Origin of the sequence: Paraburkholderia sp. SARCC-3016, from assembly GCF_031119615.1 — a bacterium.
GTDB lineage: Bacteria > Pseudomonadota > Gammaproteobacteria > Burkholderiales > Burkholderiaceae > Paraburkholderia.
This window is the reverse complement of sequence record NZ_JAVHZD010000001.1, coordinates 79,693-91,695: the sequence shown is the minus strand read 5'-3', so window position 1 is coordinate 91,695 and position 12,003 is coordinate 79,693. Positions and strand designations below refer to the sequence as shown.

Sequence of the window (12,003 nt, the reverse complement as noted above, 5' to 3'; positions counted from 1 at the left end):
CTTGAAGACCAATCAGCAACAACTGGAATTCACTGCACCGCGCGATGATAATGCGCGGCTTGCCAACCTCTGCGGCCCGCTCGACGAAAACCTGCGCCAGATCGAACAGGCGCTCGACGTCACGCTACAACGCCGCGGCCATCGCATCAGCATTCGCGGCCGTGGCGCGAAAATCGCGCTGAATGCGCTCGAAAACTTCTACAACAGCGCGCGCGACCCGATCTCGGTCGACGATATCCAGCTCGCGCTCGTCGAAGCGCGGCATCCCGGTAACAGCTCAGGCAACAATTCAGGCAACAATTCGGGCAACCAGGCCGGCAATGCCCGCTCGAACGGCGACGATGAAGCCGACGCGCGCGAAGTCGACGCGAGATTTCGCGGCGACCCCGATCATCCGTTCGACGAACCGGCGAGTCAGGCCGACGTCGACGAAGAAGAGTACGGTCCGAAGCTCTATACGCGCCGCGCCGATCTGCGCGGCCGCACGCCGGCGCAGCGCGAGTATCTGAAGCAGATCGTCTCGCACGACGTTACGTTCGGCGTCGGGCCCGCGGGCACCGGCAAAACCTATCTCGCCGTTGCATGTGCGGTCGATGCGCTCGAGCGCGATCAGGTGAAGCGCATTGTGCTCACGCGCCCCGCGGTCGAAGCCGGCGAACGGCTCGGCTTTCTGCCGGGCGACCTCGCGCAGAAGGTCGATCCATATCTGCGGCCGCTCTACGACGCGCTCTACGACCTGCTCGGTTTCGACAAGACCGCGAAGATGTTCGAGCGCCAGATGATCGAAATCGCGCCGCTCGCCTATATGCGCGGGCGCACGCTGAATCATGCGTTCATCATCCTGGACGAGGCGCAGAACACGACGCCCGAGCAGATGAAGATGTTCCTCACGCGTATCGGCTTCGGCTCGAAGGCGGTCGTAACCGGCGATACGACGCAGATCGACTTGCCGCGCGGCCAGAAGAGCGGGCTGATCGAAGCGGAGCAGGTGCTGTCGAACGTGCGCGGCATTGCGTTGACGCGCTTCACGAGCGCGGACGTCGTGCGTCACCCGCTCGTTGCGCGCATCGTCGAAGCGTACGACGCGCACGCGAAGAAGGACGAAAAGGCGGCCGCGCAGGCCCAGGCTCAAGCGCCCGCACAGGCTCGGGCAGGCGCCAGGGCCGAATGAACCGCGCGCCGAAACTTTCGTTGAACCTGCAGTTTCCCGCGGCGAAAGCATGGCCCGCGCACAAGGCGCTGCTGCCGCGCGCGACCGTCGCGAGCTGGATCAAAGCGGCGCTTTTCGCCGACGCGGAACTGGCCGTGCGCTTCGTCGACGCGGAAGAAGGCCGCACATTGAACCGCACGTATCGCGGCAAGGATTACGCGACCAATGTGCTGACCTTTGCGTACGCCGAATCGGAAGACGACCCGGTCAGCGGCGACCTGATCCTCTGCTGCCCCGTCGTCGAAAAGGAAGCGGCGCAACAGCATAAGCCGCTTGCCGCGCACTATGCGCACCTGCTTGTTCACGGTACCCTGCATGCTCAGGGCTACGATCACGAGAACGATGCCGATGCACAGGAGATGGAAGCGATCGAAAAGGACGTGCTGGCCGGGCTCGGTTTTCCGGACCCTTACCGCTGAGCCAGCAGAACAGGCAGAACCCGCACGCTCACCGGCAAGTCAAACCGCGCCTGATGCGGCGTTTCGCCGTCATGTTGCCGCAGCCGGCGAGCCGCGGCCAACCACGTCTGATCGCGGCCCTCATGCGCCGACTATCTGGAACGCCCCGTGACTGCCCGCCATCCCGACCCGCCATCGCCGACTCAGCCGACTCAGCCCGAGCAGGCCACTCAGCCCGAGCAGGCCGTTCAGCCCGACAGCCGCGGCTACCCGCCGGCGCTCGGCGAATCGCGGCTGCTGTCGGACGATGAATTGCGCGCGTCGATGGATAAAACGCTCGCGCACTGGGATCGCGCGAGCGACCTCTGGCTGTTCGGCTATGGCTCGCTGATCTGGAACGCCGGTCTGCCGACCGCCGAAGCCGTCCGCTCGCGCGTGCACGGCTATCACCGCGGCTTATACCTGTGGTCGCGCGTCAATCGCGGCACGCCCGAACAGCCGGGCCTCGTGCTTGCGCTCGACCGTGGCGGCTCATGCAGCGGTATCGCATTTCGCCTCGCGGCGCAGGGCTCGATACCGCATCTCGAAGCGTTGTGGCGCCGCGAAATGGCGATGGGCTCATACCGGCCCGCATGGCTGCCGTGCGTGCTTGCGGACGGACGGCGCGTCGACGCGCTCACGTTCGTGATGCGCCGCGATGTGCCCAGCTACACGGGCAAGCTCTCCGACGATGTCGTACGCGTCGTGTTCGACTGCGCGAGCGGCCGCTACGGCACGACGCTCGATTACGTGAGCCGCACTGTCGAAGCATTGCGCGAAAGCGGCATGCCCGACCGCGCGCTCGAAGCGCTGCTTGCGCGCTGCAAGCGGCAAGCGCAGCAAGTGCAGCAAGCGGCGGGACCGGCCAGTGCCGCAAACGGGTCTGGCGAAGCGACCCTCACATGAAGCGCCCCGGCGTGTAAAACCGGATCTGTCCGCCAACTTGCCTCGCGGCCGACGCGCCGACATATTAAATTTCTTCACCTCACGTCGTGGGTTTATCCGTTAGGATAAAAAACACGCATCGCCCGCAGGCACGACCGCGAGCGCCGCGGCGAACGTCCGTGCGGAAGTCTCCGGGGGTCCGGCCAGGGCCGTCCGGCGGACCGGCCAAGGCCTGTCGGATCAAGCGCGGGGTCAAATGCAGGGGCAAGCGCGGTCAAACGCGGCCAACCCGCAGGCCCCCACCCGCAGTCCAGACCGCGAGCCGCCCGCCGGTCGGGCCAGCCACGCCACACGGCCAGCCGGGGCGGGACACGAACCCGCCATGCGCGTGGTGTATCCTTAACGCTCTGCAACAGCGCGCCGGGCACGAGCCGGGCGCACCACCATGAACGACACGTATCCCAGTCGACGATCCGCCAGCGACAAACCCACCGAAAAGCGCTCACTGCTCGAGCGACTGACCGATTTCATTTCGCCGGAGCCCGACTCCCGCGGCGAACTCCTCGAAATCCTGCAGGATGCGCACGAGCGCAACCTGATCGACGCCGATTCGCTGTCGATGATCGAGGGCGTGTTCCAGGTGTCCGAACTGAGCGCACGCGACATCATGGTGCCGCGCGCGCAGATGGACGCGATCAATATCGCCGATGCGCCCGCCGACTTCATCCCGTTCATGCTCGAAAAGGCGCACTCGCGTTACCCGGTTTACGAAGGCAATCGCGACAATGTGATCGGCGTGCTGCTCGCGAAAGACCTGCTGCGCTACTACGCGGAAGAGGAATTCGACGTGCGCGGCATGCTGCGGCCCGCGGTGTTCATTCCAGAGTCGAAGCGCCTCAATGTGCTGCTGCACGACTTTCGCGTGAACCGCAATCACATTGCGATCGTCGTCGACGAATATGGCGGCGTCGCGGGGCTGATCACGATCGAAGACGTGCTCGAGCAGATCGTCGGCGACATCGAGGACGAATACGACTTCGACGAGGAAAGCGGCAATATCATCGCGTCGCCGGATGGGCGTTATCGCGTGCGGGCGCTGACCGAAATCGAGCAGTTCAACGAAGAATTCGGCACGCATCTGTCGGACGAAGAAAACGACACGATCGGCGGGCTCGTCACGCATCACTTCGGGCGCGTGCCGCATCGCGGAGAAAAGGCGCGCCTCGGCGATCTGATTTTCGAAGTACTGCGTGCCGACGCGCGGCAAATCCATATGCTGCTCGTGCGCAAGGATCCGCTCGCGGGTCAACGCGAGCGCGATGCGCAGCACGTGCAGACCTGATCGCGCTTTCAGGATCCGTCCGCGCGAGAGGCGCAGGCTGCTGCGGGCGAATGCGCATGGCTCGTACGTGATTCGTGCGTGATTCGTGCGTGATTCGTCGGTCCGCACGCCGTCGCCCTCGCCGCGGTCGCGGACGTGGCCGCAAGAGAATGAAGTCGCGGCATGACAGCGCCGCACGCTATCGAATAACGCGAACGTAACGCAATACCACCATAACGAACGCAACGAAACGCAACATGGCCGACCCGATCCCCTCCCGTCTGCCCCGGGGCGTGACACCCAACGACGCGACGGCCAGCCGCCGCACGTTGCCGCGCTGGCACTATCTCGCGGCGTGTGCCGCAGGCGCCCTCAATACACTGTCGTTTGCGCCGACGCCGCATGGAGGCTGGCTCGAACTCGCGATCTTCGTGTTCTTCTACGCGTGGCTCACGCGCGCGACCGGCTGGAAGAGCGCCGCGCTGACCGGCTTCGCGTTCGGCTTCGGCAACTTCGTGACGGGCATCTGGTGGCTGTACGTGAGCATGCACGTGTATGGCGGCATGGCCGCGCCGTTGGCCGGCGCGGCGGTCGTGCTGTTCTCGATGTATCTTGCGTTGTACCCGGCGTTTTCAGCGGGCTTGTGGTCATGCTGCGCGGGACACGCGCGCAACGGCAAGACCGACGACACGCCGTTCTCGCCGACATGGCATGGCGCCTTCGCGTTCGCGAGCGCATGGGCACTCGGCGAGTGGCTGCGCGGCACGGTATTCACCGGCTTTCCGTGGCTCGCAAGCGGCTATCCGCAGGTCGACGGGCCATTCGCGGGCTTTGCGGCGCTCGCGGGCGTATATGGCGTCGGCTGGGTGCTCGCGCTGTCGGGCGCATTGCTTGCGCAGGCGTTGCTGCGCGCGCGCCGCAACGGCAACGGCAATGCCGGGAGCGCCGACACGGGCACGGGCACGACGGACCATGACATCAGCCGCCGCTCGCGCACCGCACGTACGAGTCCCGCCCGCATCGTCGCGCCCGCGGCCATCGCCATTGCGCTGATCGCCGTTGGCTTGCTGCTGCCGCTCGCATCGTGGACACATGCCGCGAACGCCACGCTAAGCGTGCGCCTGCTGCAGGGCAACGTGAAACAGGACATGAAGTTCGAAGAAGCGAGCGTGATCGAGGAAATCGCGGAATATCAGAAGATGATCATCGCGAAGCCGGCCGACCTGATCGTCACGCCCGAAACCGCGATTCCCGTGCTTGCGCAGGATATTCCCGTCGCCTTCGCGGAAACGATACGCGGCTTCGCCGACTCGACCGGCTCGTCGATCCTGTTCGGCGCGATCGGCGGCACGATCACGCCGGACGGCCAGGTCGTCGACTATACGAACAGCTTCTATGGCATCACGCCGAACGACAAAAGCGTGTACCACTATGCCAAGCATCATCTCGTGCCGTTCGGTGAATTCGTACCGTGGGGATTTCACTGGTTCGTCAACCTGATGAACATTCCGCTTGGCGACTTCGCGCGCGGCGCCGCGGTGCAAAAGCCATTCTTCGTGCAGAACCAGGCGGTGTCGGTCGATATCTGCTACGAGGATATTTTCGGCGAAGAGATCGCCCGCACGATCCGCGAAAATCCGTCGCCGCCCGGCATACTGATCAACGTCACGAACCTTGCGTGGTTCGGCGATACGATCGCGCTCGACCAGCATCTGCAGATGGCGCGCATGCGTTCGCTCGAAACGGGCCGGCCGATGCTCGCCGCAACCAACACCGGCGTGACCGCCGCGATCGACGACCGCGGCAAGGTAATCGCGCGCCTGCCGACCTTCACCGAGGGCTCGCTCGAAGTGACGATTCAGGGCATGGCCGGCGACACACCCTACATCACGAGCGGCAACAATACCGTGCTCGCGGCGTCGCTGTTCCTGCTTGCGTTCGGATTCGCGTTCGGCCCGTCGCGCGCGGACCGCCGGCGCCGGACAGCGCGCAAACATGGAGGCAAAGACGGCGATCGGAACGCAGACGAGGCTACACACGAGGCTGCACACCGGGCCGCGCACGACGACGCAAACCGCGACGACACCGTCAACTGAACGAGGCTCGGCGACAGGCAAAGTCTCAACGCAACGCCAATCCGGTAAAATTCACGGTTTTAGCACCGGGCCGCGCGACGGCCCGCCGCCGGACCCGAGCAAGCCGCGGTCCGTTTCGCGGCGGTTCGAAGGCGCGCCGCATTTCCCGCCGGAAAGGCACTTCATGCTCACGTTTCAGCAAATCATCCTGACGCTGCAGTCCTACTGGGACAAGCAGGGTTGCGCGCTGCTCCAGCCGATCGACATGGAAGTCGGCGCCGGCACCTCGCACGTCCATACCTTCCTTCGTGCGATCGGGCCCGAGCCGTGGCGCGCAGCCTATGTGCAACCGTCGCGCCGTCCGAAGGACGGCCGCTACGGCGAGAACCCGAACCGCCTCCAGCATTACTACCAGTACCAGGTCGTGCTGAAGCCGGCGCCCGAAGACATTCTCGATCTTTATCTCGGCTCGCTCGAAGCGCTCGGCTTCGATCTGAAGCAGAACGACGTGCGCTTCGTCGAAGACGACTGGGAAAATCCGACGCTCGGCGCATGGGGTCTCGGCTGGGAGGTGTGGCTGAACGGCATGGAAGTCACGCAGTTCACATACTTCCAGCAGGTCGGCAAACTCGACTGCAAACCGGTGCTCGGCGAAATCACGTACGGGCTCGAGCGTCTTGCGATGTATCTGCAGAAGGTCGAGAACGTCTACGACCTCGTCTGGACCGAATGGGAAGAACAAGGCCCGAACGGCCCCGAAACGCGGCGCCTCACCTACGGCGACGTGTACCACCAGAACGAAGTCGAACAGTCGACGTATAACTTCGAGCAGGCGAACGTCGATCTGCTGTTCACATTCTTCAACAGCTACGAAAGCGAAGCGAAGCGCATGATCGAAGCGCACCTGCCGCTGCCCGCGTACGAGCTCGTGCTGAAGGCCGGTCACACGTTCAACCTGCTCGACGCGCGCGGCGCAATCTCGGTCACCGAACGCGCCGCGTATATCGGCCGCATCCGCAATCTGTCGAGCTTCGTTGCGCAGGCTTATTACGAGTCGCGCGAAAAGCTCGGCTTCCCGATGCTCGGCAATCCGGTGCACGCGGTGCCCGGCCTCGAAACCGACGAACAGGAAGCCGCGAAACCGGCCTGGGCGCCGCCGTTGAAGCTCGAGCCGAAGTTCGACAAAGACTGACGAGACAAGAACACATCATGCATTCCCAACACGCCACCCTGCTCGTCGAACTGCTGACCGAAGAACTGCCGCCGAAAGCGCTCGCGCGCCTCGGCGACGCGTTCGCCGAAGGCATCGCGCAGCGCCTCGCGGCGCGCGATCTGATCGAAGGCGAACTGTCGTTCGAACGCTATGCCACGCCGCGCCGTCTCGCGGTGAGCGTCAACCGCGTGCGCGCGGTCGCGCCGGAAAAGAACGTGCGCGAAAAAGTGCTGCCGGTGTCGGTGGCGCTCGATGCGAACGGACAGCCCACGGCGCCGCTCGCGAAGAAGCTCGCCGCGCTCGGCTTTCCCGACTTCTCCGTCGACGATCTCGAACGCGCGTCGGACGGCAAGACCGAAGCATTCTTCCTGCGCTATGCGGCGCCCGGCGCGACGCTCGCCGAGGGCCTGCAAGCCGCGCTCGACGAAACGCTCGCAAAGCTGCCGATTCCGAAGGTCATGACCTATCAGCGCCCGGACGGCGCGAACGTGCAGTTCGTGCGCCCCGTGCATCGTCTGACGGTACTGCACGATAACCAGATCGTGCCCGTCAGTGCATTCGGCATCGATGCGGACGATACGACGCTCGGCCACCGCTTTCTGTCTGAAGGCTTCGTGCAGATCCAGCACGCGGACGCCTATGCGGAAACGCTGCGTCACCGCGGCCACGTGGTCGCGAACTTCGCCGATCGCAAGAACGTGATCCGCTCGCATCTGCTCGCGCACGCCAACGGCGACGAGGTCGTGATGCCGGAAGCGCTGCTCGATGAAGTGACGTCGCTCGTCGAATGGCCAATTGTCTACGCATGCCGTTTCGAGGACGAATTCCTGCAAGTGCCGCAGGAATGCCTGATCCTCACGATGCAGACGAACCAGAAATATTTCGCGCTCACCGATGCAAACGGCAAGCTGCGCTCACGCTTTCTGATCGTCTCGAACATCGAGACCGAGACGCCCGGCGACATCGTCGAGGGTAACGAACGCGTCGTGCGCCCGCGTCTCGCCGATGCGAAGTTCTTCTTCGAGCAGGACAGGAAGAAGCCGCTCGCGGACCGCGTGCCGCTGCTGGCAAACGTCGTCTATCACAACAGGCTTGGTTCGACGCTGCAGCGCGTCGAGCGCATCGAAGCGCTCGCCGGCGAAATCGCCGCGCTGACCGGTGCCGATGTCGCGCTCGCGAAACGCGCGGCGCGCCTCGCGAAGGCGGACCTGCTGACGGACATGGTCGGCGAATTCCCCGAACTGCAGGGCACGATGGGCACGTACTACGCGCGTCACGACGGCGAGCCGGAAGAAGTCGCGCTCGCGTGCTCGGAACACTATCAGCCGCGCTTCTCCGGCGATGCGCTGCCCACCACCGCAACGGGCACGACCGTCGCGCTGGCGGACAAGCTCGAAACGCTGGTCGGCATCTGGGGCATCGGCCTGCAGCCGACCGGCGAAAAAGACCCGTTCGCGCTGCGCCGCCATGCACTCGGCGTGCTGCGCATCCTCGTCGAAAAACAGTTGCCGGTCGATCTCGTCGAGGTGCTGCGCGCCGCGCACAAGCAGTTCGCCGCGCTGCCCGGCGTCGCCGATTCGACGGCCGCGCTCTACGAATTCTTTATGGACCGCCTGCGCGGCTTGCTGCGCGAGCGCGGCTACGGCGCAGGCGAAATCGACGCGGTGCTCGCGCTGAATCCGACGCGCCTCGACGATATCGTGGCACGCCTCGACGCCGTGCGCGAATTCGCAGCGCTTGCCGAGGCGGCATCGCTCGCGGCGGCGAACAAGCGCATCTCGAACATTCTGAAGAAGTCCGAAGGCACGGCGGCCAACGAGACGGAGGCCATCGTGCAGGCGGCGCTACTCGTCGAAAGCGCGGAAAAAGCGCTGCACGCGCAGCTCGAGCAGGTTGCGCCGCGTGTGCAGTCGCAGCTCGCGCAGCGTCAGTACACGGGCGCGCTATCGGCGCTCGCGGCGCTACGCGAACCGGTCGATACGTTCTTCAACGACGTGATGGTCAACGCCGAAGACCCGGCATTGCGCGCGAACCGCCTCGCTCTGCTCGGCGCGCTGCACCAGCAGATGAACTGCGTCGCCGATATTTCGCGGCTCGCCGCCTGAGTGCCCACACCATGGCAAGCGCAAAGAAACTCGTGGTGCTCGACCGGGACGGCGTGATCAACGTCGATTCGGAGGCGTTCATCAAGTCGCCGGACGAATGGGTCGCTCTGCCCGGCAGTCTCGAGGCGATCGCGCGGCTCAATCAGGCCGGCTATCGCATCGCTATTGCGACGAATCAGTCGGGCATCGGACGCGGCCTCTTCGACATGGCCGCGCTCAACGCGATGCATGAAAAGATGCATCGGATTGCGGCCACGGTCGGCGCGCGCATCGACGCGATCTTCTTCTGCCCGCATACGGCAGAAGACCAGTGCGAATGCCGCAAGCCCAAGCCCGGCATGCTGAAGATGATTGCCGAGCGTTACGATGTCGATCCGAAGGGCATGCCCGCGGTCGGCGATTCGTTGCGCGATCTGCAGGCCGGCGCGGCGCTCGGCTTTACGCCGCATCTGGTGCTGACCGGCAAAGGGCAAAAAACACTGGCCGCCGGCGGCCTGCCGGAAGGCACGCGCGTTCACGACGACCTGCGCGCGTTCGCTTTAGACTTCCTCGCCGAAGAACAGGATTGATGCGCGCCGTGCGTGTCACCGATACCCGCTGAACCGACCGATGCGCTTTTTACGCTCCCTGCTGCTTTTCATCTTTTTCATCGTCTTCACGGCTCCGTATGCGACGGCCTGCTTCATCGCGTTTCCGTTCCTGCGCGCGGACGGCCGCTACCGGATGGCGGCCGGCTGGTGCAAATCCGTGCTTGTGGTGCTGCGCGGCCTCAACGGCGTCCGATATAGCGTGCAGGGATTCGAGAACCTGCCCGATGGGCCGGCCGTGCTGCTGTCGAAGCATCAGTCCGCGTGGGAAACGCTTGCCTTCCCGGCGCTGATGCCGCGGCCGCTTTGCTATGTGTTCAAGCGCGAATTGCTTTATGTGCCGTTTTTCGGCTGGGCGCTCGGCATGCTGAAGATGGTTCATATCGACCGCAAGGAAGGCAAGCACGCGTTCGCGTCGGTCACGAGACAAGGCAAGCGGCGCCTGGAAGAAGGCGCATGGGTCATTATGTTTCCCGAAGGCACGCGCACGCCGACCGGCAAGCAAGGCAAGTACAAGACCGGCGGCGCACGCTTCGCGATCGCGGCCGGCGCACCGGTCGTGCCGATTGCGCACAACGCGGGCCGTGTGTGGCCGCGCAACTCGTTTATCAAATATCCGGGTATAGTCACGGTGTCGATTGGCAAGCCGATCGACACGCGCGGGCTCACGCCCGATGAAGTGAACATGCGCGTCGAAACATGGATCGAAGCCGAGATGCGCCGCATCGATCCTGCCGCATACGGCGCCGGGCACAACGCGCCTGCCGCCGCGCAAATCTGACGCGCGCACGCCGTCTCTTCGTTACATTCGCCATCGAGACGGCGTATTAGCGTGAAGCGAGTCCGATGCAGAAGTCTTCCAAGCCGCAACCCGCCGCGGCACTCGATAGCCGGCAACTCGATCTGCCGCTCTTCGAAGAGCCCGGCCTGTCCGAATCACCGTCGCCGCAAAAACCGGCGGTGCCGCTCGCGCCCGATGGCACGAAACTGCGCCACATGACGCTCGGCGCGCGCTCGCTCTACTACCATCTGAAACGTTCGTCGCGCCGCTCGATCGGCTTCGCGATCGACAGCACGGGCCTCACGATCACGGCGCCGCGCTGGGTCACGTTGACCGACATCGAAACGGCGATCGCGGAAAAGCAGCGCTGGATATTTAACAAGCTCACCGAATGGCAGACGCGTGTCGAACAGCGCGCGTTGCCGCGAGTCGACTGGAAAGACGGCGCGCAGGTGCCGTATCTCGGCCACCCGGTGCGCGTGACGCTCGGCGCGCCGAACGGCACGCTGCTGCTCGATCAGAAAGCGGCGACGCTCGCGCTGCCGCTGCCGATGCAGGCCGACCCGCAACAGATCAAGGACCGCGTGCAAGGCTGGCTGCAAAGCGAGGCGAAGCGCCTGTTCGGCGAACGCCTCGACGTCTATGCGGAAAAGCTCGGCGTGAATTACCGCGCGTACGCGCTTTCATCGGCGGCCACGCGTTGGGGCAGTTGCTCGAGCGACGGGAAGATACGCCTGAACTGGCGGCTCATTCACTTCCCGGTGTCGATCATCGACTATGTCGTCGCGCACGAACTCGCGCACTTGCGCGAGATGAACCATAGCCCGCGCTTCTGGCAGACCGTCGAATCGATTTTTCCCGAGTTCCGCGAAGCGCGGCAGACGCTCAAGCATCATCCGCCGGAATTGCTGCCGGCGCTTTGAGCCGCCGGCCCCGGTTACGACTTCTTCTGGATGAACTCGATCTTGTAGCCGTCCGGGTCGGTGATGAAGGCGATCACCGTCGTGCCATGTTTCATCGGGCCGGCTTCGCGCACCACGGTGCCGCCCTGCGCCTTGATTTTTTCGCATGCGGCATACGCGTCTTCGACTTCGATCGCGAGATGGCCGAAGCCGCTGCCGAGGTCGTACGACTCCGTGTCCCAATTGTGCGTCAGTTCGATGACCGTGCCATCGCGCTCGTCCGTGTAGCCGACGAAGGCCAGCGTGAATTTGCCATCCGGATAATCCTGGCGGCGCAGTACTTTCATGCCGAGCAGTTCCGTGTAGAACTTGATCGAGCGATCGAGATTGCCGACGCGAAGCATCGTGTGGAGAAAGCGCATCGTGAGCTCCTGATTGCGTGATGTCGAGGACGTAAATGTACCGAAAAAGCCGCGCGCCCGCTCAG

11 protein-coding genes are annotated in these 12,003 nt (G+C 64.4%); 10 read left to right on the top strand and 1 reads right to left on the bottom strand.

The genetic code is table 11. The features are described 5' to 3' along the window. Position 1 precedes the first annotated feature (1 nt). The 10 genes from QYH69_RS00380 (at position 2) to QYH69_RS00335 (ending at position 11,537) form a co-directional block, all read left to right on the top strand. Positions 2-1,171 carry a PhoH family protein gene (locus QYH69_RS00380; RefSeq protein WP_308829963.1) on the top strand — a complete coding sequence of 390 codons (1,170 nt, stop codon included), beginning with the start codon at positions 2-4 and terminating at the stop codon, positions 1,169-1,171. Then, positions 1,168-1,629 (top strand): rRNA maturation RNase YbeY, encoded by a 462-nt coding sequence (ybeY, locus tag QYH69_RS00375; protein WP_075155795.1) that lies wholly within the window; start codon positions 1,168-1,170, stop codon positions 1,627-1,629. The genes QYH69_RS00380 and ybeY overlap by 4 nt, the downstream gene beginning before the upstream one ends. Before the next feature lie 273 nt (positions 1,630-1,902). After that, positions 1,903-2,553, top strand: coding sequence for a gamma-glutamylcyclotransferase (locus QYH69_RS00370; RefSeq protein WP_308830325.1), 651 nt, complete (start codon positions 1,903-1,905; stop codon positions 2,551-2,553). Between the two features lie 424 nt (positions 2,554-2,977). Next, the gene (locus QYH69_RS00365; protein WP_075155794.1) at positions 2,978-3,874 is read left to right on the top strand and encodes an HlyC/CorC family transporter; all 897 of its coding nucleotides are present in this window, start codon (positions 2,978-2,980) and stop codon (positions 3,872-3,874) included. A 236-nt stretch (positions 3,875-4,110) separates the two neighbouring features. Further along, positions 4,111-5,949: an apolipoprotein N-acyltransferase gene (gene lnt, locus QYH69_RS00360; protein WP_308829962.1), complete on the top strand. Its 1,839-nt coding sequence runs from the start codon at positions 4,111-4,113 to the stop codon at positions 5,947-5,949. A 163-nt stretch (positions 5,950-6,112) separates the two neighbouring features. Further along, positions 6,113-7,120, top strand: a complete 1,008-nt coding sequence (gene glyQ / locus QYH69_RS00355) for a glycine--tRNA ligase subunit alpha (RefSeq protein ID WP_308829961.1) — start codon at positions 6,113-6,115, stop codon at positions 7,118-7,120. A 17-nt stretch (positions 7,121-7,137) separates the two neighbouring features. After that, positions 7,138-9,246: a glycine--tRNA ligase subunit beta gene (glyS, locus tag QYH69_RS00350; protein ID WP_374992321.1), complete on the top strand. Its 2,109-nt coding sequence runs from the start codon at positions 7,138-7,140 to the stop codon at positions 9,244-9,246. An 11-nt stretch (positions 9,247-9,257) separates the two neighbouring features. After that, complete coding sequence (gene gmhB / locus QYH69_RS00345; RefSeq protein ID WP_308829960.1) at positions 9,258-9,815, top strand: D-glycero-beta-D-manno-heptose 1,7-bisphosphate 7-phosphatase; 558 nt, start codon at positions 9,258-9,260, stop codon at positions 9,813-9,815. Between the two features lie 40 nt (positions 9,816-9,855). Beyond that, positions 9,856-10,614, top strand: coding sequence for a 1-acyl-sn-glycerol-3-phosphate acyltransferase (locus QYH69_RS00340; RefSeq protein ID WP_075155790.1), 759 nt, complete (start codon positions 9,856-9,858; stop codon positions 10,612-10,614). Positions 10,615-10,679: 65 nt separating this feature from the next. Then, positions 10,680-11,537 (top strand): SprT family zinc-dependent metalloprotease, encoded by an 858-nt coding sequence (locus QYH69_RS00335; RefSeq protein ID WP_308829959.1) that lies wholly within the window; start codon positions 10,680-10,682, stop codon positions 11,535-11,537. 14 nt (positions 11,538-11,551) lie between these two features. On the opposite strand, the gene gloA is transcribed toward QYH69_RS00335, so the two are convergent. Beyond that, entirely contained in the window at positions 11,552-11,938 is a 387-nt protein-coding gene (gloA, locus tag QYH69_RS00330; protein ID WP_075155788.1) for a lactoylglutathione lyase, read from the bottom strand. Positions 11,939-12,003: the final 65 nt, after the last annotated feature.